General features: G+C 63.4%; 20 protein-coding genes and 1 tRNA gene. 10 read left to right on the top strand and 11 right to left on the bottom strand.

Annotated elements, in window-relative coordinates:
- Window positions 1–78 precede the first annotated feature (78 nt).
- Window positions 79–1,836 (bottom strand): NACHT domain-containing protein, encoded by a 1,758-nt coding sequence (locus F8S13_25710; protein ID KAB8140073.1) that lies wholly within the window; start codon window positions 1,834–1,836, stop codon window positions 79–81.
- A gap of 170 nt (window positions 1,837–2,006) precedes the next feature.
- Window positions 2,007–2,966 carry a tyrosine-type recombinase/integrase gene (locus F8S13_25705; protein ID KAB8140072.1) on the bottom strand — a complete coding sequence of 320 codons (960 nt, stop codon included), beginning with the start codon at window positions 2,964–2,966 and terminating at the stop codon, window positions 2,007–2,009.
- Between the two features lie 2,551 nt (window positions 2,967–5,517).
- Here F8S13_25705 and F8S13_25700 point away from each other — a divergent pair.
- Together F8S13_25700 and F8S13_25695 are read left to right on the top strand one after the other, a co-directional pair.
- A complete protein-coding gene (locus F8S13_25700; GenBank protein ID KAB8140071.1) occupies window positions 5,518–7,554 on the top strand; it encodes a transposase in 2,037 nt (678 codons plus the stop codon).
- Window positions 7,555–7,562: 8 nt separating this feature from the next.
- Entirely contained in the window at window positions 7,563–8,471 is a 909-nt protein-coding gene (locus F8S13_25695) for a hypothetical protein (protein ID KAB8140070.1), read from the top strand.
- Window positions 8,472–8,671: 200 nt separating this feature from the next.
- On the opposite strand, the gene F8S13_25690 is transcribed toward F8S13_25695, so the two are convergent.
- The 3 genes from F8S13_25690 to F8S13_25680 form a co-directional block, all read right to left on the bottom strand.
- Window positions 8,672–8,746: transfer RNA gene (locus F8S13_25690), tRNA-Ile, on the bottom strand.
- Window positions 8,747–9,070: 324 nt separating this feature from the next.
- Window positions 9,071–11,053, bottom strand: coding sequence for an amylosucrase (locus F8S13_25685; GenBank protein KAB8140069.1), 1,983 nt, complete (start codon window positions 11,051–11,053; stop codon window positions 9,071–9,073).
- A 76-nt stretch (window positions 11,054–11,129) separates the two neighbouring features.
- Window positions 11,130–12,089, bottom strand: coding sequence for an AraC family transcriptional regulator (locus F8S13_25680; protein ID KAB8140068.1), 960 nt, complete (start codon window positions 12,087–12,089; stop codon window positions 11,130–11,132).
- A 183-nt stretch (window positions 12,090–12,272) separates the two neighbouring features.
- Here F8S13_25680 and F8S13_25675 point away from each other — a divergent pair, with 183 nt between their 5' ends.
- The 8 genes from F8S13_25675 to F8S13_25640 all read left to right on the top strand — a co-directional run bounded on the left by F8S13_25675 (window position 12,273) and on the right by F8S13_25640 (window position 20,100).
- Complete coding sequence (locus tag F8S13_25675) at window positions 12,273–12,656, top strand: DUF2255 family protein (protein ID KAB8140067.1); 384 nt, start codon at window positions 12,273–12,275, stop codon at window positions 12,654–12,656.
- Window positions 12,657–12,903: 247 nt separating this feature from the next.
- On the top strand, window positions 12,904–13,938 hold the full coding sequence (locus F8S13_25670; GenBank protein KAB8140066.1) for an alcohol dehydrogenase catalytic domain-containing protein: 1,035 nt from the start codon (window positions 12,904–12,906) through the stop codon (window positions 13,936–13,938).
- 17 nt (window positions 13,939–13,955) lie between these two features.
- The gene (locus tag F8S13_25665; GenBank protein ID KAB8140065.1) at window positions 13,956–14,276 is read left to right on the top strand and encodes a carboxymuconolactone decarboxylase family protein; all 321 of its coding nucleotides are present in this window, start codon (window positions 13,956–13,958) and stop codon (window positions 14,274–14,276) included.
- A gap of 172 nt (window positions 14,277–14,448) precedes the next feature.
- A complete protein-coding gene (locus tag F8S13_25660; protein ID KAB8140064.1) occupies window positions 14,449–15,291 on the top strand; it encodes an aldo/keto reductase in 843 nt (280 codons plus the stop codon).
- A 27-nt stretch (window positions 15,292–15,318) separates the two neighbouring features.
- Window positions 15,319–16,317 carry an aldo/keto reductase gene (locus F8S13_25655; GenBank protein ID KAB8140063.1) on the top strand — a complete coding sequence of 333 codons (999 nt, stop codon included), beginning with the start codon at window positions 15,319–15,321 and terminating at the stop codon, window positions 16,315–16,317.
- Between the two features lie 60 nt (window positions 16,318–16,377).
- On the top strand, window positions 16,378–17,358 hold the full coding sequence (locus F8S13_25650; GenBank protein ID KAB8140062.1) for an aldo/keto reductase: 981 nt from the start codon (window positions 16,378–16,380) through the stop codon (window positions 17,356–17,358).
- 308 nt (window positions 17,359–17,666) lie between these two features.
- Window positions 17,667–19,283, top strand: a complete 1,617-nt coding sequence (locus F8S13_25645; GenBank protein ID KAB8140061.1) for a sodium:proton antiporter — start codon at window positions 17,667–17,669, stop codon at window positions 19,281–19,283.
- A gap of 127 nt (window positions 19,284–19,410) precedes the next feature.
- Complete coding sequence (locus F8S13_25640) at window positions 19,411–20,100, top strand: 2-hydroxy-3-oxopropionate reductase (GenBank protein ID KAB8140060.1); 690 nt, start codon at window positions 19,411–19,413, stop codon at window positions 20,098–20,100.
- A 21-nt stretch (window positions 20,101–20,121) separates the two neighbouring features.
- Here the strand turns inward: F8S13_25640 and F8S13_25635 are convergent, their stop codons facing one another.
- From F8S13_25635 to F8S13_25610, 6 genes are all read right to left on the bottom strand, one after another.
- Window positions 20,122–20,595: a macro domain-containing protein gene (locus F8S13_25635; protein ID KAB8140059.1), complete on the bottom strand. Its 474-nt coding sequence runs from the start codon at window positions 20,593–20,595 to the stop codon at window positions 20,122–20,124.
- 96 nt (window positions 20,596–20,691) lie between these two features.
- Window positions 20,692–21,498, bottom strand: coding sequence for a Zn-dependent exopeptidase M28 (locus tag F8S13_25630; protein ID KAB8140058.1), 807 nt, complete (start codon window positions 21,496–21,498; stop codon window positions 20,692–20,694).
- A gap of 39 nt (window positions 21,499–21,537) precedes the next feature.
- Window positions 21,538–22,152, bottom strand: a complete 615-nt coding sequence (locus tag F8S13_25625) for a phage tail protein (GenBank protein KAB8140057.1) — start codon at window positions 22,150–22,152, stop codon at window positions 21,538–21,540.
- A 74-nt stretch (window positions 22,153–22,226) separates the two neighbouring features.
- Window positions 22,227–23,183, bottom strand: a complete 957-nt coding sequence (locus F8S13_25620; protein ID KAB8140056.1) for a hypothetical protein — start codon at window positions 23,181–23,183, stop codon at window positions 22,227–22,229.
- A gap of 9 nt (window positions 23,184–23,192) precedes the next feature.
- On the bottom strand, window positions 23,193–23,840 hold the full coding sequence (locus tag F8S13_25615; GenBank protein ID KAB8140055.1) for a hypothetical protein: 648 nt from the start codon (window positions 23,838–23,840) through the stop codon (window positions 23,193–23,195).
- Between the two features lies 1 nt (window position 23,841).
- The gene (locus F8S13_25610) at window positions 23,842–24,348 is read right to left on the bottom strand and encodes a hypothetical protein (GenBank protein KAB8140054.1); all 507 of its coding nucleotides are present in this window, start codon (window positions 24,346–24,348) and stop codon (window positions 23,842–23,844) included.
- Between the last annotated feature and the right edge of the window lie 68 nt (window positions 24,349–24,416).

Below are 24,416 nucleotides of genomic sequence, written 5' to 3'. Positions count from 1 at the left end.
TCCGTCATGGGGTGATCCTTTCGGGGCGTTGGCAGACGGTTCCCGCAAGAATCTTACCAGATCGGGCGCGTACCTTTTTCAGCCTCGAAACCCGCACATAGTTTCTGTACGGTAGTCAAATCCTACAAGTAAACTCATAAGTAATCCTAATAATAGACCCGCAATTACTGCTGTGCTTAATCCACCTATAAGCATATTCCAGAAAGATAAGCGAATGCCTTGATTGGGGATAATATGCGTATCTAATGTTACAACACCAAAGCCTCTAAGTAATCCAAGACCTAATATAGATATTATTCCTGCAATCAGCCCGATATTTAATCCTCCAATCCATCCAGAAGCTAATATAATCATCAATCCAGAAAGCAAAATTGTCTTCCAAGATGCATAAATGGCTTTCCACGACCAATTTAATCGATTTATTGGTTTTATTGTGCTAGCATTTAATCCACCAATCACTCCAACACTTGACCCAAAGACCAGGCCAAAGACCAGGCCAAAGATTAAGCCGAAGATTAAGCCAAAGATCAGACCAAAGATCAGGCCTGCACTCCACTGTACTAACCACTGATTCCAACCTCTTCCGACCCAATCCGGTTGCATGAACTCCATCAGGTAGAGCGCCTGATTATTTGTATTCATCCGTTGCGCCAGCCATCGTAACCCACGTAAGATACGCCGCCGTGGGTAGCGGGCATCCTCACCCTTCCCTGGCGGAGGGGGTGCGAACATTCTGCGCATGAAGGCCGCAAAGATCTCGGCGCGGCGCATATCCGGTGTAGTGGCCATCCGTAGTTCTTTCGCAGAGGTATCCGCAAAGGCTAACGAAACCATACTCAGAAGGAGCGGCGTTTTGAGTATGCCATAGAGAGTAGGATCATCTTTCAGCACAGCCCGTACCCCAGCCAGCGGTCGCCCACTAGCCTTGAGAAAGGCGTCGATCTCGCCATGGGTCAGCACCTGCACTGTAATGGCGGTCGCAAGCCCAAGCTCAGGAAGCGTGCGGTACTCCTCACTGCGACAGCACACCACCATCGGCGTAGCCCACGCGCCTGGGTGGGTTCCTCGATAGGCGTTGATGGCCTCGGTACATGTGGCCCGCCGCTCACCATCGACCTCATCCAGGCCATCCAGCAGCGGCAGGATCTGGCCCGATGTCACCCAGATCTTACCTATTTTTGGTGGCACGTAGTAGATGTGGTGCAGTTGGGTGACCATCCAGACATCTAGTGCCTGTTTATCCTTGCCCCAAGTCGAGAGATTGAAAACAACCGGTATCGGATGAGTGGCATCCGCATCGGCGCGGTCAAGCAGTTGTTCGGTTAGCTCCAGCAGCAGCGTAGTCTTGCCTCCTCCCGGTTCGCCTAGGATCAGAAGCAAGTCTTGGTACTGATCATACACTTCGATGATCTGCTTTCCCTGAGGCAGAAGCTTGGGAGGATGCTCTGGCTCTTGCAGTTCCACGTTGTAGGGTCGTGCGGTGCCCTGTGCAAAGCGAAGCGCTATCTTGGCCTCGTTCCACAATGATTTCTTGAGCATACCATCGACCCATTGCTGCCGCACTCGCCCCAGCAACGCAGAGCGATTCAAGGTTGCAGGATCGACATGTTCATTGTTCCCTACCACGTTGCTCCGCACAGCGATGATAATTGTTACTATGGTTACTAGGATCGATACAGGCCATGCCAGCCACAGATATGGCTTCCAGGCATCATGCAGTAAGCTAGTGGCAATGTTGGTGGAAACTGCCCCTAGCCATAAAAGAGCATTTGCGACAATAATCCCAATGATCATGCGGATTTGGTGATTAGAAGGGGTTGAGGAGGTCTTCGCCATACGCGTTCACTCGCCGCAGGGGATACCCCGCGTACAAAGCTGTTCACGACAGAATAATACCGCACTGCCCGCTCCTCAACTATCCAAACGAGAGTGGGCGTTGTGTTGGGGCGAGTATAGCATGGTGGGATACTTCAATACCACTACCACTTTCTCAAAAACTTATCCCATCACACATAGGCATTAAGCCGCAGATCCTCCACCCGCTGCGCCAGATCGGCGGCGGTGGGCTGGACGTAGATGCGCGTGGTCTCCAGGCTGCTGTGCCCGAGCAGCGCGGCAAGCCCGACTAGGTCGCCAGGATGGTCGCGGAGGTAGGCGGTGGCGAAGGTGTGCCGCAGGGTATGGGCGCTGGTCTCTGGCGGCACCAGCTCGCGCTGGGTGCAGCGCGCCACCACATGCTCGACCAGCTCGCTCATGGCGCGGACGCTCAGTGTGGGGTGCTTCTGGCTGTGCCACAGCGCTCTGGTGGGGTCCAGCGCTGCCCACGTGCTTGGAAGCTGCGTCCAGTCCGCCTCCCAGCCCCACCGCTCGGCCACGTAGTCGAGGAGCGCCCGCCGCGCGGAGGCATTGAGCGGCACCGTGCGAACCTTGTTGCCTTTGCCCATACGGATGGTGAGCGTGCCGTGGCGCTCGCTCATCTTGACATCGCCCACGCGCAGGGCGGCGCACTCGCTGATGCGAAGCCCGGTCTGCACCAGCACCTGCACAATGGCATAGTCGCGGAGGCCATGGCGAGTCTGCTGGGCCTCGCGGAGCAGCGCATTGACCTGTAGAGCCGTCAGGGCCTTGGGGGCGAGCGGCGCGGCGCTGGCCACACTCTTGAGGCGCTGCGCGGGGTTCTGCGGCACGCGTCCAGTCTCGTGCAGCCAGGTGCACAACGAGCGGAGCGCGCCGATATGGACATTCACCGTGCTGACCGCGTGACGCTGCTGGAGCCAGGTGCGGTAGCCGGTCAGGTCAATCGGGGTCAGCCGCTGGAGCGTGAATGGCTCGTGGTTCTCCCGCTCGAACCAGCTGATAAAGGCGCGAACCGCCGCCAGATAGCGGCGGCAGGTCAGCGCCGCCTGGTCGGCATCCGCCAGCGCGTATCGCCAGGCGGCCAGGAACTCGTCGGTTGATTCAGCCATTGTGGTGGTGTCCCATATTCTCAGCGGTTATTCTGGGCAGATATGAAATGAGGGCGGCAGGCCGATCTCCCGTTCGGATCATCACTTCGTTCCACATGTCATAGGATGAGTATAGCATAAACCGCAGAGAATAACAGTTCTCTGCGGTTTAGTAGCGTGCGCATAACATCGAGGGAATATGCTCACATCACCACATCCCCGCCCGACGCTGTAACCTGAGAGACGGGCATATTACCCCTTGAAACATGCCAAGTGCTATGCTAGACTCTCGATCATTCTGTGTCCCTGGGAACGATAGTAGGTCAGGCTGCGATGATGGAAGGTCCCTTCTTCTCAGCAGACGGCTTTGATCGCGAGGCGCTGGAGATCATCATGCCGCGCCGCGCGACGCTGCGGGCATACGCCATCCAGCGGCTGCGTGCGCAGGGACTGCCCTACACCGAGGCGACTGCCGACGATGTTCTGCGTGCGGCGCTCTACGAGCAGGTCAGCGCCGTTCAGGAACAGCGCTATACGGCGACCACCGCACCGAAAGAAGCGCCTGAGAAAGACTTCCAGACCCTCGCCCACGACCTTGGTTTCGTGACCATGGTGCAGGAGCAGCAGCTCTACCGTTTCTGGAAGGTGGGGACCTTTCACCCCTCCTTCGGTAAGCCGACGGGGGATCGTGGCCGCAACGCTGCCGCCATGGCGCGGGTGAAGGCCCAATTTGCCGCCGTGCTGACTAGCACACCTTACAAGACCAAATGGGCCGAAGGCTTTGTCCAGCGCCACCTGCTGCGCGACCCGGCGGGTGCTCCACACATCGCCCATGTTTTGAGTACCACAGCCATCGTCGCGGCAAGCCAGGCATGCGATCTTGCATGCGCCTGGTGTGCCTGGGGCGATGTGGGCCTGCTGACCGCATCGTCCTACCCCTACGCCAGCGCGCTGCTGCGCGTTGCGCGCGAGTGCCAGACGCTTTCTCAAGATGCTGATGACCCACGGGATCTGGCCGCTCGTGTGCGCGTTGATGTCGTCGCCCTGCTTCGCACGCTGGACGGCTATCAGCTCACCGAGACCGGAGCAATCCGGCAGGAGGGACACAGCATCCTGGCCGACGAGAGCATCATACATCAGCCACCCGGTTCACCCGCCCGCCGTCGGTTTCAGGAGCAGATTACACCCATACGTGCGGCGTATGTTGCCGCGCTGGCGCAGAACCGTCCCTGCACCGAGGATCAGGCATCGATCCTCCTTGATATCCTGCTCCAGCACGGGCTACCGGGGCTGATCGGCTGGCGTCGACAGGAGCAGGATCTGCCGGACGCCGACTATTCGTGGAGTCATCTCCACAAGCGGGCGCGCGCCGTGATCGACTGGATGCCCGAGACAGCGCAGGCCGTCGTGATCGAGCGGCTGCGGGCATGTGTCGAGGCCAATCGCCAGTGCCAGGCTGGCATCTCATTCCGCCGCCTGATAGAAGATGGACCATCCAGCCGCTATCGTCGACGGCTGCAGCACCGCAAGCCGCCCGATGCCTTCTTTCAGGAGATCGCCCAGCGCTGGGGAATGCCGACCCGCACCGCCTATGGGCTGTTTCGGAACCTCGTCATCTCCGGGCTGATTGGTCTCATCCCCAAACAGCAGTGGGCGAACCTCGTCCATCAGGAGATCTGGAACTACCTCTGGATGCTGAAGATCGGGCGTGTCGAAGATACCGTCTCAATGGCGGCGCTCACCGCCCAGGTCAACCATGACACGCAGGCACACAACCTCCCCCGACTGCCCAAGCACATCATCACTATACTGTTCCAGCACTTCCCCAAAGATCACTACTACAACAGCGGCAATATCCCACGGCTCGTCGGTGTCCCGCAGCGCCGCGCGCTCAAGCTGATGGGCGTGGACCGCCTCCACGAGCACTGGCTCGTCATCCCGCTGGACTTGCCCATCCAGCTGGTCGACCCCAGCCAGCGCCCGCTGGGTGCCACCTGCACCGCCCTCATAGTCATCGACCAGGGCGGCGCAACCCCGGTCGACCTCTGGGTGACCGACCAGGCGGTGACGGCATTGGACATTGGTCTCGCGCTGTATGCGGCCATCTTCCACCCCGCCACGCGGCACTGGCCGCTGCGTGGCATCCCCGAGCACATCCATGTCCCGCCGCCCTTCCATGAGGCCCCTGTGCTTCAACGGGCCACACACCTGCTGCTTGCGGGCCTCCATCCGCTCACCGCGCTAGAGACGCACCTACGCGATTTTCCGGCAATCAGGCAGATTATCCACGCGCTCCAGCGGCACTACCAGCCGCCACTGGTTGCCGGGCGCTACCGCGCCCCGCCGCCACACGCCACCATCCTCCAGGCGACCCAGGATATCCGCACGTGGGTCGCGACCACCTGCTTCGACGCCCACCAGGTCAAGCAGGCCCCGCCGCGATTCCGCACGCACGGGGTGGATCTGCCTGGGCATACCACTGCCGCCGCTGGGTGGCTGCTCCCCGCCGTTGGCCAGACAACCACCATCCGCAACGGGGTCGCGTGGGAGCGGCGCACCTACGGGGCCAGCGATGCGGCCATCGAGCCAGGGGAGCCGGTATCCATACGAATGCAGCCAGCCCTATGGGGCCGGGCGAGAGGCCTCTTCATCGAGCGTGCTGATGCGGTGCGCTATCTGCCGCTCATTCGTCACAAGGAGCATGGGTATGAGTGATGTAATTGAGACAACGCAGAACTATGGAACAACACCGCCTGTTCTCACAAGGATGGAGCGAGGTCGAAAGGTCAAAGATCTTGATGCCCTGACGAAAGAACAGAAGAACCGGTTAAAAGCACAAGGGCTGACAGAGAAAGAGCTTCGTCGTCGTGAAGCCGTCATAAAGCAACTCATTACAGAGATGGCAGAACATGGAAGCTTATATGGCTCTGGATTGAGACAAGAGGCGGCAAATACGCTCGGAGTTTCCGTTTCTACCATAGATCGTTGGAGAAAGAAGTATGAGCGTGAGCAGAACATAACCGTATTTATAGAGTCAAAACGTGGCCCGATCCCTGGCTCACGCATGTCCCTAGAGCAAGAAGCTATAATATGCTACTTCTATCTCAATCGAAAGCAGCATTCGCGTGGTCACGATGGCCATGTAGTAACCCTAAATAAAAAATCAACCGTTTCTTTTATCCATCACATTTTGACAAAGTTTACAGGGTTCACCAAATCACTCCAATCAACTCGCCGCTATCTTCATCGGCTGAATATAGCAGATCCTATTGTCGTCGCCCGTGCGCGATTTGGGAAGAAATATCTCGAAGAACATCTGATGCCAACCTTGCCCAATAATGTTAGACGGCCCAATATCCGATGGCAAATAGATGGTCGCCCACTGCCGATCTATGTTCGCTATAAAGGATTGGTATGCACCGTTACTTTGCTATTGATTATGGATGATTACTCTCAATACATTGTTCGGGCTGGTATTTATCCCCGGATAATTCGCGATGAGGAAGGTTTTCCGAAACGGGCTGATTTCACCAAAAAGGATGTAGGCGTCTTGCTTGCGAGTGCTATGTATTATGCACAGGTGCGACCCGAGTATGTCTACACCGACCATGGCTCACAATTCATGACGCTCAGAGAGCTGCTTGAGGATCTGTCAGAAGAGTTCGAGAGGATGACGACCCTCACCAATAGTATTCCTGGCCGACCACAGGGGCGAGGAAAAATCGAGCGCCTTCTTGCCCTCTTTGATGCACTGCTCAAAGATCTTCCCAGCTTTGTTGATGAGAAGGGTGGGTTTAATGCCATCCAGGCAGCAAAGCGAGATCCGGAGATGTATACGTTTGAACGCTTATGCGCCTACATTCAAACCGAGGTTGAGCGCTTCAATCAGCAGCCACCACGAAAGAACGGCACAAAGACCCGTGCAGAGCTATGGACGGAAACCGAGGCAATGCCGGCCCCACCCGTTCGCCGCATGCTCCATCTGGTTCCGGAGTCAATGAATAAAGATGTAGCTATCTCAAAGACAGGATGCCGAATCGATAATGATCTGTATGAGCCACGTATTGACTCCAACGAAGATATGTTCCAATGGATGCTCGCACTGACACGCCGCGAACACATCCCAATGCGAGCAATCAAGCTGGATGAACCCTTGTACCGCACACCAGAAGATAAAGGGTGGAAGGCACAGATATGCCTTGATCCAGATAACCCCTACTGGTGTGAGTTGGTTCCCTCCGGAAGCCAAAGATTTGACGAGGCCACCTATAACCAGATGCTTCAGTGGGTGCAGAATCGTGCGGAAGAGGAGGGTGATAGTAGACCTGAACAGCTTCTCCCATTTATCAAGAGCTTCGATCCAAGCGAACTGATGAAGGATGTGCATACCAAGGAGCCGTTGCTCCCCGAAGAAGTCGCCACACCGGAGGAACCTTTGGTCAAGCCCGTCATCCCCCCATCGAGTGAAGAGGTTGCAGGGAAGCGGAAGCCGCGCCGTAAAACAGCGGGGGCACGACCATCAGCAAAATCGACTCCACCAAAAGATACGGGAGTAGACTGGGAGAGCATGCCGACCTTCGACGATCTTTTGAGAGAGGCAGGCTCATAGGAGCAGGTATGTCGGTGCACAGCCCGCTACGCGATGCGTTTGTTGTCTTGCCGCACCACCAGGAGCGTGCGCGGCTACTCAACACTGCGGTCCTTGAGTGTGCTATCGTGCCCATCGTCGGCGCATCAGGCTCGGGGAAAACCCGTTTCCTCCACTGGTGGTGGCAAGCAGCGTGCGCTGATCAGCGCATGGTTGGCCCCACCACCGTGCAGCCTGAAGAGATAATCTTTATCCGTGCGCAGTCGTTGGGCACGAGTGGCATCCCGATCCTGAGCGTCGTGCTCACCCAGCTTTTTGTTGCCCTCCAAGAGCTGAACTGCCTTTTGACCGAGCAGCGCATCCCGCATCGCTCAGGCAAGCCGCGCTCGCTCTACAGCAAACGGCAGATCGCCTCGCTGCTCCATGAAGAAATCGCCCCGCTATTTGCTGAGGTCCAGCCCCAGGCGATTGTCATCACGAGCGCCGAAGTGCTGGATGATGAAACCCTGACCGCGCTGCTTCACCTGCGCCGTGTTGTTCGGCGCGGCTATACCTACAAGCCAACCTGTGGACTCGTCCTATGCGCCCGTGTCGAGCCAGAGAAAATCGAAGACAGTCGCTTCAGCGCGCTGCTCAATCGCTCTCCAGAGACACGAACCGCGTGGCCTGATCATCTGACGATTGATCTGATGTCTGTGAGAGAATGCGGCCTAGTGCTCATGAAAATCATCCAGGAGCATCTACAGGCCACATTCGCCCCAGATGTCGACCCACGCCAAACACTGATTACCTTTGGCCGCTGGACCGATCTCAATTGGTGGCTTGTTGAGCAGCTGGTTCAGAAGCTCGACTATGTGCTGGGGCCAATACGCGGAGAGCAGAAGAGAATCATCACACACGAGGTAGTCGACAAAGTACAGTCCCTATGGAAACGGTGAAATTGTTAGGTTTAGACCTATAGAGAAACCCACACAATAGCCTCCTTACCGCACCGAGACGCAATCTAAGAAAGCCTACGGAAAACCCTTTGTTTCAAAAAGTCTCTCAGAAATTATGATACAGAGTCTCTCAGAAACTATGATACAGTCTCTCAGAAATTATGGAACACAACACAACAAACCCAGGGGAAGATCAGAGGTGGTGGGCCGCGCAGGATTCGAACCTGCAACCCTATCGTTATGAGCGACGTGCTCTGCCATTGAGCTAGCGGCCCCTGCGGTGCGCCATCATACCATAGGGTGTGCACTTCGCGCAAGTGATTGTGCTGCCATCCCTGACGCATGGGGGCCGCATACAGGTGGCCTTACCGCTACCAGCGCACATATGCTGTATTGATTGCTAGCACACCACTATATGTTGCATCGCTAGCCTCTAGCAAGGAGTAAACAGGTATCTTTGGACGCTGGGTAAACCCGTATATAAAAAGAGATATCGGCGCGCTTCCTAGGAAGCGCGCCGTGTTGCTGGTTGGTAGGCGCTATTCGACCGGATGGAAGCGACGGTCATCGCTGCGGCAGCAATAGCTTCTACAGAAAGGCTATTTTATGTCACCCAACGACAACGGTCCCTCCTTCCCCACCACCAGCCACACGCTCTGGTAGGGCGCAAGCTGCAGCGGCGCGGCGGTGGTATGCTCGCCGCCGCCCACCAGGTCGGTCAGGTGCGCGGCCAGGCTGTACATGCGCACCAGGTCGGCACCCACGGCCTGCGGCAGCTCGCTGAAGCTGGCCAGCACCAGCACGCGCTGCCCCGCGCCCGCGCGCACATAGCCGAACACGTGCGGGTTGCCGGTCTCCACGATCTCCACCGCGCTGCCCGCCAGCGCAGGCAGCGACTTGCGCAGCTGGATGAGCCGCACCAGCCCGGCGTAGATCCGCCCGTGGGGCGTCTCGGGGTGGGCGCGTACATCGGCGCTCCAAGCCCAGTCCATGGGCGGGCGGTGCACCCAGCGGCTGTCATCGGCCTTGGCCGGTTCATCGGCGTAGCGGTAGTCATTCAGCTGGCCCAGCTCGTCGCCCAGGTAGATCAGCGGGATGCCGCCGATGCTGAGGATAATGCTGTGCAGCATCAGGATACGCCCCACAGCCAGATCGATCTGGCGGGCGTCGCCGCCGCGCACGGCCTGCTCCAGCCCGGCCAGCGAGGCCAGCGTGCCCGAGACGCGGGCGTCGCCGGTGTCGGGGTTTTCCTGAAACGGCACGCCGCGCGCAAAGCTGCCGGGGAAGCGCCCGATGTAGAACTGGTTGAGGAAGCGGCGGTGGCCGTCGGGGTCGATCCACTCCCAGCGGGCATCGCCGTCGTCAAACGTCCAGCCGATGTCGTCGTGGGAGCGCAGGTAGTTGACCCAGGCACAGCCATCCGGCAGGGCGAAGCGCGTGCGCATCGAGTGGTCGAGCAGCTTCACCTCGCGGGTGGCCAGCGCCTCCCACAGCAGCGCCATCAGCAGCGGGTTGTACGAGATCTGGCACTCTCTCGGGCTGATGTAGCTCAGCACATCGTCGGGGTGGACGATGGCCTCGGATTTGAACTGCATGGCGGGCGCGGCGATGCGGGCCAGCGCGTTGAAGGCCCGGATGAGCGCGTGGGCCTCGGGCTGGTTCTCGCAGCTGGTGCCCATGCGCTTCCAGATAAAGGCCACCGCATCCAGCCGCAGGAACTCGACGCCCACGTTGGCGATGGCCAGCATCTCGCCCGCCATGGCGCGGAACACAGCGGGGTTGGCGTAGTTCAGATCCCACTGGAAGCTATTGAAGGTGGTCCAGACCCAGGCCTGCATGTCGGCCCGCCAGGTGAAGCTGCCGCGCCGCACGCTGGGGAAGATCTCGCGCAGGGTGCGCTCGTAGGCATCGGGCGTGGCGCGGTCGGCAAACACCCAGTAGAACTGGGCATACTCGGGGTCGCCAGCCTGGGCGCGCCTAGCCCACTCGTGCTCGTCGGAGGTATGGTTGAACACGAAGTCGAGCACCAGGCTGATGCCGTGGGCGTGGAAGGCCCGGGCCAGCTCGGCCAGCTCGGCCATGCTGCCCAGCGCGGGGTTGACGTGGCGGTAGCTGCTCACGGCGTAGCCGCCGTCGCTGTTGCCATCGGGGGCCTCGAACAGCGGCATCAGGTGCAGGTAGGTGAGGCCCAGCGACTGAAAGTAGGGCAGGTGCTGGCGCAGCCGCGACAGGTCGCCCGCGAACAGGTCGACGTAGCACACGCCGCCCAGCATCTGCTGCGACTGAAACCAGACCGGCTCGGCCTCGCGCCGCGCGTCCAGCTGCTTCAGCCACTCGGGGCGGGCCAGCCAGCTGGCGGCGGCGGCGGAGATCAGCTCCTCTAGGTGGTAGAAGAAGTCGTAGTGGCCGCCGTAGATCGGCAGCAGCAGGCTGAACAGGCCATCCCACTCGCGCCGCAGCCGCGCCTCGAAGGCGGCCCAGTCCTCGGGGGTGGTCTGGTCGCGCCAGCGGGCATCCAGGCGCGGCCACAGCCGCCGCAGCGAGAGCGCGGCCTGCTGGTGGGTGGTTGATTGGTCAGACATCATTTCCTCTCGCGCAACAGTGCGGAAGATACCATTGTGGCTGGGGGCCGCAGCGCCCCACGGGGGTAGTATACCGCTACACCGCGCCCTGGGCCACCGCGCGCTGGCCGCTGGCGTCGCGCAGGTGCTCAACATCGCGCAGCGGCGGCGCGCCGAACAGCCGCTTGTACTCGCGCGTGAAGTGCGAGGCGTTGCTGTAGCCCACGCGGAACCCGGCGCTGGCGGCATCCAGGCCCTCGCTCAGCATCAGGCGGCGGGCCTCCTGCAGGCGCAGCTGCTTCTGGAACTGCAGCGGGCTCATGGCGGTGAAGGCGCGGAAGTGGTGGTGGAAGCCCGAGACACTCATGCCGTGGTCGCGGGCCAGCTCGTCGATGCGCAGGGGCTGGTCGAACTCACGCCGCAGCCGGTCGACCACGGCGGCGATGCGCTGGCCCGCGCCGCCCTGCGCCACGATCTGGCCCAGCCGCTCGCGCTGCTCGCCCATCAGCAGGCGGTAGAGGATCTCGCGCAGCACCAGCGGGGCCAGCAGCCGCGACTCGGTGGGGTTCTCCAGCAGGCGCATCAGGCGCGCCGCCGCATCCAGCAGGCCCATATCCAGCGCGCTCACGTCGATGGCCGTCACCGCCGGGCAGCCGCGCTCCAGCATGTGGCCCGCCTCGGCCATCACGGCGCTGATCTGGGGCACATCCAGGTGGAAGACCATGTTGAGGAAGGGCTGCTCGCGGCTGGCCTCGGAGATGCGGCTGGCGATCGGCAGCGAGGCGGTGGTAATCAGGTAGTGGGCCGGGTCGTAGCGGTAGCGCTTCTCGCCCAGCAGGATCTCCTTGCTGCCCTGCGCGATCACGCAGAACGAGGGGGCGGAGACGCCGTGCCCCAGCTCGGTGGGGGCGTCGGCGCGGCGCAGGCGCAGCCAGGGCAGCGGCTCGGCCACGCCATCCTCGCGCACGGCCCAGGCGATCCGCTCGGCCAGCTCCTGGCGGGTGGCCTCGGCCCGCTGCGCCTCGTACTCGCTCCTCTTCCATGCCATCGCTTCCATCGTGCTTGCCATCGCTCCTGCCCAACTCTACAGAAATATACAACAACCCTAGACTTTTATTATACCGCTGCTTTTGCCATAGCTCTATACTAGGCATTGGAGCGAGGAGCTGCCTGTAGACAGCCAGCCCAGCCCTAGAGGAATAGATAAGCGCGGCGCGCAGCTGCGCGGGGAGGATAGACCATGGGCAGCCAGTGGACACTCGATGATCTGCAGCAGATCGGCGCGGCGGTGGAGATCGAGATCGCCGGGGAGCGCGGCGATGGCACGCTGCGCAAGCCGGTGATTATCTGGGTGGTGCGCGCCAAGGATGGGCTGTATGTGCGCTCGTACAAGGGCGAGGGCGCGGCGTGGTTTCGCGGCGCGAAAGTGCGCCACCAGGGCAAGATCTGGGCGGGCGGCCAGCAGCATGCGGCGACCTTTGTGGAAGTGTCCGACCCGCAGATCAACGATCTGGTCGATGAGGCCTACCGCGGCAAGTATCGCCGCTATGGCCCGCAATACATCGATGCGATGACGACACCCGCCGTGCGCGCCACCACGCTGCAGATCATGCCGCGCTCGTGATCGCGCTGGAGCGTGGCGCTGTTCTTCTTCCCCAGCCATCCGCGCAATAGTCGCGCAGATTCTAGAGGTCGAGGGGAAGGTTCTAGAGGTCGAGGGAAAGATTCTAGAGGTCGAGCGGCGCAGTCAGCCTCAAGACGAGCCAAATCTTCGACCGCTGCGCCCCCACCATCATCAAGACAGGGCCGCAGCGGCGCTAGAGCGCCCGATACCAATCAAGCAACACTTCTATCAAAAAGGAACCATTCTCATGCGAGCAACCGTTATGTATGGCGCTGGCGACGTGCGCATCGCCCATGTAGCCGATGTGTCTATCACTGCGCCGACCGACGCGCTGGTGCGGATCACCCGCGCCTGCATCTGCGGCAGCGACCTGTGGCCCTACAAGAACATGGAGCGCAGCGAGCAGGGTGCCCAGATGGGCCACGAGTTTATCGGCGTTGTCGAGGCGGTGGGCCGCGACGTGCGCACCGTAAAGCCGGGCCAGCTAGTGGTCGCGCCCTTCGCGTGGTCGGATGGCACTTGCATCTTCTGCCAGAGCGGGCTGCACACCTCGTGCCTGCACGGCGGATGGTGGGGCGGTGCCGACATCGGCGGCGGGCAGGGCGAGGCCGTGCGGGTGCCCCAGGCCGATGGCACGCTGGTGGCGCTGCCGGTCGGCCCCGACGACGCCCTGATGCCTTCGCTGCTCACCCTTTCGGATGTGATGGGCACCGGGCATCACGCCGCCGTGGCCGCAAAGGTGGCCCCCGGCAAAATTGCAGCGGTGGTGGGCGACGGCGCGGTAGGCCTGTGCGGCGTGATCGCGGCCAAGCGCCTGGGTGCCGAGCAGATCATCCTGCTGGGGCGGCACGCCGACCGCATCGCGCTGGCCCGCGAGTTCGGCGCGACCGATGTGGTGAGCGAGCGCGGCGCGGCGGCGGTGGAGCAGGTGCTGAAGCTGACCGGAGGGCTGGGCGCGCACGCCGTGCTTGAGTGCGTGGGCCACGGCGCATCGATGGAGACCGCGCTGCAGATCGCCCGCCCCGGCGGGGCGGTGGGCCGCGTGGGCGTGCCCCAGGAGCAGGAGATCCCCGCATCGCAGCCCGCCTTCTTCAAGAACGTGACCATCGCTGGCGGCCCCGCGCCGGTGCGCGCCTACATGGAGGAGCTGCTGCCCGACGTGCTGGAGGGCAGGATCCAGCCGGGCCGCGTGTTCGACCGCGTGACCAACCTAGACGGCGTGCCCGACGGCTACCGCGCCATGAACGACCGCGAGGCGATCAAGGTCATGATCGCGTTCTAGAACATCAAGGGGGGCATATGTCAACCAAAAAATCATCATCGGCACAGAAGATGCTGGGTGACTTCGCGCCCAAGCTGGCGGAGCTAAGCGACAAGGTGCTGTTCGACGATGTGTGGGAGCGCCAGCAGCTCTCGCCGCGCGACCGCAGCCTGATCACCGTGGCCGCGCTGGTGGCGGGCGGCAACGCCGAGCAGCTGCCCTTCCACCTGGCCAAGGCCCGCGAGAACGGCCTCGCCGAGGATGAGCTGGTGGAGGCGATCACCCACCTGGCCTTCTACGCCGGGTGGCCCAGGGCGATGTCGGCCATCATGGTGGCCAAGCAGCTCTTCCAGCCCTAGCGCAGCGCCGCTGGAAGATCGTGCAAGAAGCCTAGACTATCCGCATAGCGCGGCGGCGGCATCGCTTCTATAATAGAAGCCGTCCGCCGCCTATCGGATACCTAGCGATGCCAGCGGCGCGCACCGCGTAGAGCAGCTGCGGCACACGCCGCAGCCAGAAGGAGCAAGTAGAATGGCCAATATCCCATCGGTACAGCTGAACAACGGCGTAACCATGCCGCAGCTTGGCCTGGGTGTCTACCTTGTGCCCGACAACGAGACCGCCGCCACCGTCGCCGCCGCGCTTGAGCTGGGCTACCGCCTGATCGACACAGCGGCGGCCTACCAAAATGAAGAGGGCGTGGGCCAGGCGGTACGTGCCAGCGGCATCCCGCGCGACGAGATCTTCGTCACTACCAAGCTCTGGAACGCCCACCACGGCTACGACAAGACCCTGCGGGCCTTCGACGAAAGCCTGCGCAAGCTGGGCCTCGACTATGTCGACCTCTACCTCATCCACTGGCCGCTGCCGATGAAGGGGCTGGCGGGCGAGACCTGGCGGGCGCTGGAGCGGATCGCCAAAGAGGGCCGCGCCAGGGCTATCGGCCTGAGCAACTTCACCCCCGCGCAGATCGACCAGCTGCTGGCCCAGGCCGAGATCACGCCCGCCGCGCTGCAGATCGAGCTGCACCCGACCTTCAACCAGCCGGATGTGCGAAAATACGCCAGCCAGCACGGCATCACGATCGAGTCGTGGTACCCGCTGGGCGGGCAGCGCAACAAAGACAGCCTGCTGGCGCTGCCGCTGCTGGCCGACCTGGGCAAGAAGTACGGCAAGTCGCCCGCGCAGATCGTGCTGCGCTGGCACACCCAGCTTGGGCTGGTGGTCATCCCCAAATCCTCCAACCCAGGCCGGATCAAAGAGAATAGCGAGATCTTCGACTTCACGCTGGCCCCCGACGAGGTGGCCGCAATCTCGGCGCTGGATACGGGCGTGCGGCTCGGCCCCAACCCCGACACCGCCAGCTTCGAGTAGCAGCAGAAAGAACAACGGAGGACACCAATGAGCCTTCAGAAACGCAAGCTCGGCACGCAGGGCCTTGAGGTCTCGGCGCTTGGCCTGGGCTGCATGGGCATGAGCCAGTCGTACGGCACCGCCGAGGATCGCGACGAGCGCGAGTCGATCGCGACGCTGTACCGCGCCATCGAGCTGGGCTGCACCTTCCTGGACACCGCCGAGGCCTACGGGCCGTTCGCCAACGAGGAGCTGCTGGGCCGCGCCCTGAAGGGCAGGCGCGAGCAGGTGACGCTAGCCACCAAGTTCGGCTTCCGGCTGGGCCAGGGCGGGATATCGGGGGTGGATAGCCGCCCCGAGCACATCCGCGAGGTGGTGGAGGCCTCGCTGCGGCGGCTGCAGACCGACCACATCGACCTGCTCTACCAGCACCGTGTCGACCCCGCCGTGCCGATCGAGGAGGTGGCAGGCACCGTGGGCCAGCTGGTGCAGGAGGGCAAGGTGCGGTTCTTTGGCCTCTCCGAGGCGGGCGTGGCCAACATCCGCCGCGCCCACGCCACCTTCCCGGTCTCGGCGCTGCAGAGCGAGTACTCGCTGTGGGAGCGCAACCTAGAGGAGGAGATCATCCCCACGCTGCGCGAGCTGGGCATCGGCCTGGTGCCGTTCTCGCCGCTGGGGCGCGGCTTCCTGACCGGCGCGGTGCAGCGGGCCGAGGACTACCCCGAGGGCGACTTCCGGCGCAACGACCCGCGCTACCAGGGCGCGAACTTCGACGCCAACATGCGCGCGGCGGAGACGGTGCGCGAGCTGGCCGCCGCCATCGGCGCGAAGCCCGGGCAGGTGGCGCTGGCCTGGCTGCTGCACAAGGGCGACGATATCGCGCCCATCCCCGGCACCAAGCGCGTGAAGTACCTGGAGGAGAACGTGGCCGCCGCCCAGATCGCGCTGGACGCCGACCAGCTGGCCACGCTGGATGCGGCGCTCGCCCCCGGCAAAGTCTCCGGCCCGCGCTACGGCGCGGCCATGAACGCCATGATCGACCGCTAGACACACGGCGGGCGGGCCACCGTGGCCTCGCCCGCCCCACTTCAGCACACGAGGATGGGTATGCAGTACACACGGCTTGGCAACACCGGCATGGAAGTCTCGCGCATCTGCCTGGGCTGCATGGGCTTTGGCGACGCCGAGCGCTGGGTGCACAAATGGGTGCTCGACGAGGAGCAGAGCCGCCCCGTGATCAAGCACGCGCTTGAGATCGGCATCAACTTCTTCGACACCGCCAATGTCTACTCGATCGGCAGGAGCGAGGAGATCGTGGGGAAGGCACTCAAGGACTTCGCGCGGCGCGAGGATGTGGTGCTGGCCACCAAGGTGCACGGCAGAATGCGCGAGGGGCCAAACGGCGGCGGGCTCTCGCGCCGCGCCATCCTGGCCGAGATCGACAACAGCCTGCGGCGGCTGGGCACCGACTACGTCGACCTCTACCAGATCCACCGCTGGGACTACCAGACGCCAATCGAGGAGACCATGGAGGCGCTGAACGATGTGGTGCGCGCCGGTAAGGCCCGCTACATCGGCGCGTCGGCCATGTGGGCCTGGCAGTTCCAGAAGGCGCTGCATGTGGCCGAGCAGCACAGCTGGGCGCGCTTTGTCTCGATGCAGAACCACCTGAACCTGATCTACCGCGAGGAGGAGCGCGAGATGCTGCCGCTCTGCCGCGAGGAGAAGATCGGCGCGATCCCCTACAGCCCGCTGGCGGCGGGGCGGCTGACCCGCGACTGGGATGGCCAGACCCTGCGCGCCGCCACCGACCAGACCGCCAAGGCCAAGTACGACACCACCGCCGACACCGACCGCCAGATCGTGCAGCGTGTGGCCGAGGTGGCCGAGCAGCTGGGCGTGGCCCGCGTGCACGTGGCCCTGGCCTGGCTGCTGCAGAAGCAGCCGGTGGCCGCGCCGATCATCGGGGCCACCAAGATCGAGCATCTGGATGCCGCCGTGGGCGCGCTGGATGTGGCGCTGAGCGCCGAGCAGGTGGCCTACCTCGAAGAGCCGTACGTGCCGCACAGGATCGTTGGACACCAGTGATATGATGGACTAGCGTACCTTTCAGCAGAATCACCCGCCGATGTGATAATAGCCCTATGCAACAATGTTGCATAGGGCTATCGGGTTGTCTCTCGGGTCTATGCGTTCTGGTTCGGCAGGGCGTTTTTACCACCAAGACGCCAAGACTCCAAGGAACAAAAAAACGAATACCACGAAGGCGCGAAGACACGAGAGGCGAACGTGGGAGGCGCGCGAGACAAACGGCGCGTGGAAAAAGATACCTTGCTACATCGGGTAGAATCGCGAAGAGCGCAAGACGCCGACAACAGCACAGAACAGGAGCAACCATGGAAGTATTTGAGGTAATTATCGCGCTGCTGCTGGGCGGGGCTGTGCTGGCGGCGGTGGCCCGTCGGATGGGCGCGCCCTACCCCGCGCTGGTGGCGCTGGCTGGCGCGGTGCTCGCGCTCATCCCCGGCGTACCCACGCTAGAGCTAGACCCCGAGCTAGCGCTGGCGCTGTTTGTCGCGCCCGTGCTCAGCGACGCGGCCTTCGACGCCTCGCCGCGCGACCTGCGCGCGAACTGGCGGCCGGTGGCCAGCCTGGCGCTCGGCGCGGTCATCCTGACCATCGGGCTCACCGCGTGGGTGACCAAGCTGCTGGTGCCCGACATGCCCTGGGGCGCGGCGATCGCGCTGGGCGCGATCGTGGCCCCGCCCGACGCGGCGGCGGCCACCACGGTGCTCAAGCAGCTGCGCCCGCCGCACCGCCTGCTGGTCATCCTGGAGGGCGAGAGCCTGTTCAACGACGCCAGCGCGCTGCTGATCTACCGCCTGGCGGTCAGCGCCACGATCACCGGTTTCATCTCGGGGTGGAGCGTGGTGCCGACCATGCTGGTGGTGACGGTGGGCAGCGTGGTGCTGGCCATGGTGCTCGCGCCGCTGTCGCTGGCCATCCACAGCCGCATCCGCGATGTGGCGACCTCGGTGATCTTCCAGTTCGGCGGCACCTTCCTGGTCTGGGTGATCGCCGAGCGGCTGCACCTCTCGGGCATCATCGCCCTGGTGGTCTTCGCCATGCTGGCGTCGCGCCGCTCGCCCGAGATCATGCCCGCGCACATCCGCATCCCCTCGTGGGCGGTGTGGGAGGTGGCGGTGTTCGTGCTGAACGTGCTGGCCTTCATCCTGGTCGGCTTCCAGCTCAAGTCGATCGCCGCGCGGGCCACCACCGAGCTGGGCGTGCAGTACACGCTCGTGGCGGTGGCGGTGTGCGCGGCGGTGATCGTGGCGCGCATCCTCTGGGTGACGGGCGCGGCGGCGCTGAGCCGCTCGCTGGTCAAGCTGACGGGCAGGCGCGACCCCGTGGCGCTGAGCGCCCGCAGCGCGGCGGTGGTGGGCTGGTGCGGCATGCGCGGCACCGTGACGCTGGCCACCGCGCTGGCGCTGCCCACCGGCAGCGAGGGCGCGTTCCCCTACCGCGACCTGATCATCGTGGCCGCGTTCGGCGTGGTGCTGGGCACGCTGGTCATCCAGGGTATGACGCTGCGCCCGCTGATGCTGCGCCTGCACCTTGAGGACGACGGCGAGGTCGAGCGCGAGGTGCGCTCGGCGCGTGTCGCGGTGCTGCGGGCGGCGGTGACGGCGGCGGCGGGCTGCCCGGGGGCCGAGACGGCGAAGCTGGCGCGCTACCGCTACGAGATCCAGCTGCGCCACGCCGAGCGCGAGTACGCCGTCGACGGCAGCGTGCCGATGGTCGAGACCACGCCTGCCCCGGACGGCAGCACCCATAGCGTCGACGCCTATGTAGTGCGCACCGCCACCCAGGCCCAGCGCCAGCACCTGATGTCGCTGCGCTCGTCGGGCACGATCGGCGATACCGCGTTCCAGCGGATCGAGGAGGAGCTAGACTGGGCCGAGCTTGACTGGGCGCAGCTGCTGCGCGTGAACCTACGCGAGGAGGCCTAGCGCTGCGGATTCTCCCACGAAGGCGCGAAGATTTTTACCACCAAGGCTCCCAGAAGCCAAGGGGAGGAAAGAGAGCATGCGCTCGGCTCACGAGGCCGGGCGCAGGACAAAGACGAAGGAACATCGCATGAGACCATATGTGATCTGCCACATAGTGTCGAGCGTGGATGGCCGCATCCTGCCCGACCGCTGGCACCCGCCGTTTCAGGATGACGGCACCTACGACCGCCTGCACGACGAGATCGGCAGCGACGCCTGGCTGGTGGGCCGCGTCACCGGGCAGGAGTTCGCCCAGCGCGATACGCCCTACCCGCCGAGCCAGGCCAGCTACCCGCGCCAGCCATGGCTGGCGCAGGAGCAGGCCGAGGCATGGGCGGTTGTGCTTGACGCCCAAGGCAAGATCGCCTGGGGGCGCGGCGAGATCGGCGGCGACCCGCTGCTGGTGGTGCTGGCCCAGGCTGTGCCCGACAGCCACCTGGCCGGGCTGCGCGCCGATGGTGTCTCGTACATGTTCGCGGGCGAGCGCAAGATCGACCTGGCCGCCGCGCTGGCTGCGCTGGGCGACCAGCTGGGCCTACGGCGCATGCTGCTGGAGGGCGGTGGGGCGATCAATGGGGCGATGCTGGCCGCTGGGCTGGTGGACGAGCTAAGCCTGGTGATCGCGCCGAGCGTGGATGGCACGCCGGGCAGCGCCGCCGTGTTCGACATGGCGGGCGGGCCGGGCGCGCTGCCTGGCGCACAGATGGCGCTGGCGCACTGCGAGGCGCTGGAAGGCGGCCACGTGTGGCTGCGCTACCGCCTAACCTGGGGCGCGTAGACGGGATAGAGCAATGGCGCATCAGTCAAAATCATAGACCGTGACATCGATACCCTGATCAAGCAGCGCGCTGCGCACCAGCGGCTCAATCCGATCCCAGCTGCCGCCAGCGAGGCCGCAGCCGATCCTGGGCATATGGACAGACGCCTCATGAAGCTGCGCCAGGTCGGCCAGCTTCATGAGGCATGCGGCGACGGCATCGTAGCGCACGGGTGGCCCCTTGCTGCCGGTCTTGGTGCCCCGCTGGCCCACCATGTTTGCCACCCAGATGTAGCGCTCAACCGCCACAAGCTGCACCGCGCCCAGGCCAAAGTCATTTGAGGCTCGCCCCTGATACCACGCTCGATACGCCGTCTCCGGCGCGCCCCAGCGGCGCGAGATGGCGAGCACAAAGCCACGACCCCAGCCGCCGATATCATTGCAGATATGCGCGATGATCTTGTTGCCCTTTGCCTGTGGCGAGGTGGCGTCGCCCTGAAGATACTGTATGCTCATAGATCTGGACTCCAAAAGATATGGTTCTGGGCGCTCTGGGCGCATACCACGCCCCGCAGCAGCCCCTATGGTCGGGCGGGTGATCGGCCTTGCAGCTCATCCGCTGTATGCCTGCGATAGCACCGCTACCATCCCTCGCACGCAGGCACGCACCGCCTGCATCGCCGCCTCCTCGACCACATCGACGCTGTCGCGTGGCCCGTTGTGGATCGTCTCGGCTACAGCTGGCATCCGCGCGGCTGGCCGCAGCTGGCGCATCAGCGGCACCGCCTCAAGCAGCGGCTCCACATCCGCCTCGGGCGCGATTGTCACCGACAGGCTGGGGATGCCGACCGCCGCAAAGCTGGCATCGTCGCCCAGCGGCAGATGGCGCACCACGCGAACACGGCCCGCGCCCCGCTGCACAGCCGTATCGACAGCCGCCTGCAGCGGCCACTCCTCGCAGCTGTGGCGCGGGCCGAGCAGTATCGTGTCGCCAAACCCGCAGACATCGAGGTTCAGCATCGCCAGAATGTGCTCTGTGGCGAAACGCTCGACGTAGGCGCGGCTTCCCCAGCCGCCCGCCTCCTCTAGATCAAAGAACACGATATCGCAGGGCAGCGCGGGCGGGTGCTGCCGATACTCGCGCAGCAGGCTGAGCAAGATGGCCACGCCAGCGGCGTTGTCGTTGGCCCCGCTACTGCCAGGCGCGCTGTCGTAGTGGGCGGCCAGCACCAGGCGGGGCGCGCCCTGGCCGAGGCGAACGACGATATTCTCGGGAGTGCGCCCCGCGATCTCGTCACAATAGCGCAGAACAGGGACGCCCAGCTCGCGAAGGATCGCCAGCAGAGCACCCCGGCGCGTCGCCGGGTCGGGCACGGCGAGCCGCTGGACAAAGGGGAGGATGGGCGCAGCATCGGCCATCAGAAGCAAACCTTCTGTCTCCTGAGAAGGTTCTATCGCCTAGTCCTCATCGACCTTAGCCCGCCGCCGAATCTGCGCGTGGCGGCGATCGGCAAACGCCCAGGTGATCTTGAACGGCGGGCTGAGAAAATTGGTGTAGGCCAGCGCCATCTGCCGCGCGGCCTCGTCGAGCAGCATGCCGCCTGTTGCGGTGGCCAGCCCTGGGCATGCGAGCGTGCGGATAGGCGGCGCGGCGGTCTGGTTGTGCTGGCGCACCGCCAGCAGCGTGGCCCACATGGCCAGGTAGGCGTTCTCGCTCTCCGCCACCGAGCTGGGCACGCGCATGGTTGGGGCGTGGGCGATGAAGGGGTGCTTGGGATGCTGCGTCTCCACAATCAGCGCGGTGCCCACCGGCTGCTCGCCCAGGTACACATCCAGGATGCGCCGCTGGACACGGGCCATCAGCTGGTCGCCAAAGAAGTTGATGATCGCGGCATCCACACCGCCATCCATCAGCCCAAACGAGTTGGCGGCACTGACCATGCAGTCAAAGGCGGGCAGGCGCTCGAAGTAGCCCTGCACCACCTCGACGTTGGGCAGACCATCAAAGGCCTTCCGCAAGGCCCGGCAGAGCGCTGGCTTGGGGTCGACCAGGATGAGATGGAGATCGTCCATGATTCGCTCCAGAGGGCAGAAGAGAAAGCATCACTCAACGGATGAGAGGCCAGGGATAAGAAGCAATCACAAATTCATTGAAAGTGCCAGAGCTGTATTATTCCATCATGATCGCCCGTTATCAGATGTGAGCTGCTCATAGTCATCGCGCACACCTCATCGTCGTGCTGATTCGGGCAGGATGAGAGCAGCGCGCCGGTATTGGGCTGCCAGACGCGTATCTGCTCATCTAGCGCCGCGGACACAAGAATCGTACCATCTGGGCGCAGCGCGATATTTGGATCATACGGGCCGCCCTTAAACATGACATGGATAGACTGAATCATCTCGCCTGTCTGTGTGTCCCAGATACACACATGATCGTCGCATTCGCACGCGGTCGCCAGCATTCTGGCATCGTGCGAGAGCGCCGAGTAGCTCCACTCGCCAAGATGCTCATCTTTGAAGGACTGACGCAGCGCGCCATCGGGGATGCTCACAATCTGATTCTCGCCATGCTCTAGGCGCACATGGAGCGCTGTACCGGTCGCATCAAACCCAAGCAGCGAAAACGTATAATAGTCGCCCTTTATCGTCTGGATCGGCTGGAGCGACGGCCAATCCCATAGCTCAATGGTATTGGCGTAGTGGATACCCGCCGCAAGGTAGCGATACGTAGGGTCAATCGCCACGACGCCAACGTGCGGGGGCGTCGGCAGGGCGCAGACCAGCGCGTGCGCTGCGTAGTCCCACACCCGCACCGCCGCATCAGCGCCGCCGCTCACCACGCGCGACTGATCGCCAAAAGCAAGCGCGAACACGCCCCCATCGTGGCGGTAGGAAGAGACCAAGCGGCCCGAGCCTAACTCCCACAGACACACAGCGCCCTCACGGTCGGCGCTGGCCAAGTAGGTCTCGCTGCGATCTATCGCAAGCGCTGATATCGGGCTGCAGTGGTGGCGAAGCGTCAGGCGGATCTGCGGCGGGCGTGCAAAGCGCTGGGAATCCTGCTCGGTGAGCGTGGGCCAGGGAAAGGCAGGGATCTGCTGCATAGAGTCCCCCTATGAGTGCGCGATCTGCGCGCGGCGCGAGACAGCATCGATCTTGATCTGCCAGCCGATCACCACGACGTGCTGGTCACACCTAACTACCAAGGCCGCAAGGAATAAAAAGGGCGAACACCTCGAAGGAGCAAAGAACATAGGAAAGGCCGCGCTTAGGAAGCACCATCGGGCAGGCGGAACAAGCGACACAGCGGTGAAACGCGGCATCACCGCCGCATCGGTGTACAGTGCGTAGCCGCAGGGGCAGCGCTGGGTCCACGGGCGAGCGATGTTGGTCTGCGTACTCGCGGCGCTCACCTCCCCACAGCACGGGCACACGCACGTGAGGTTGACCCGCGCCCACGATGGCGCGCCCGTAGAGTCGACCGGGTACTTGGCGTCGGCAAATGGCTGGTAGTCATAGTGCACCAGCAGGCGGATCTCAGGCGAGGCGGGTTCGCCGATGTGCCACGCGGCAAGCTGCGCTGGGAAGGCGTGACGCTTCGGCGTGCAGATCGCCGCACCATCCGCCTGCCGAAGGACGACGGTCCGACGCGTGCGGCGGCACTGGTAGCAGTCGAGCGCTATCTCCAGCGGATCGAGATAGTGGAGCTGTACTCCGAGGCCGAGCTGAAGCTGCACAGAGATGAGAACCGCGCGGTTCAATTTACTCCTCCCCATCGCGGCGCAGCGCTGCCTCGCATACCGCGCACTCGAAGATGCCATCTTTGACGATGTTGACCGCGCCGCATGCGCCGCAGCGCCGGAAGATGAAGCTGGCCGTGAACCCCGGCGGGCGCGCGACGCCGATGCCATCGAGCGCCGCCGCGACCACTGGCCAGCACTCCAGCGCGGGGCAGTAGCCGGTCGACTGGTTGGTGATCTCCGCCACGCCGATCTGCTGGCCCTCGATGGCGAACGTGACCTCGCCTGCCGCCAGCACATCCCGCCCGCCCGCGCAGGCCACGTGCTCGGAGTGGCGGTCGGCGAGCCACAGGTGACCCGCCGTATCCACGATGTAGGTGGAGGTCACAGCGCGGGGCCGCGCCCACCGCTGGCCGATGCCGAGCCAGCGCGCGAGATCATCCAGGCCCAGTACGCGCATACGGTCGCTCGGCTGGGCCAGCAGGCGCAGCAGATCGTGCGGGCCGATGTAGGGGTAGACTTTGGACATGGGCTACGTCCGTATAACGCGCTTGTTCATCCTTAGGTTTGTATGAAGATAGGTGCAACCCCGCTCCC

The organism is Chloroflexia bacterium SDU3-3 (assembly GCA_009268125.1).
Taxonomy (GTDB): Bacteria; Chloroflexota; Chloroflexia; order Chloroflexales; family Roseiflexaceae; genus SDU3-3.
The sequence above is the reverse complement of the archived record's forward strand: the minus strand, read 5'-3'. Positions and strand labels throughout refer to the sequence as shown.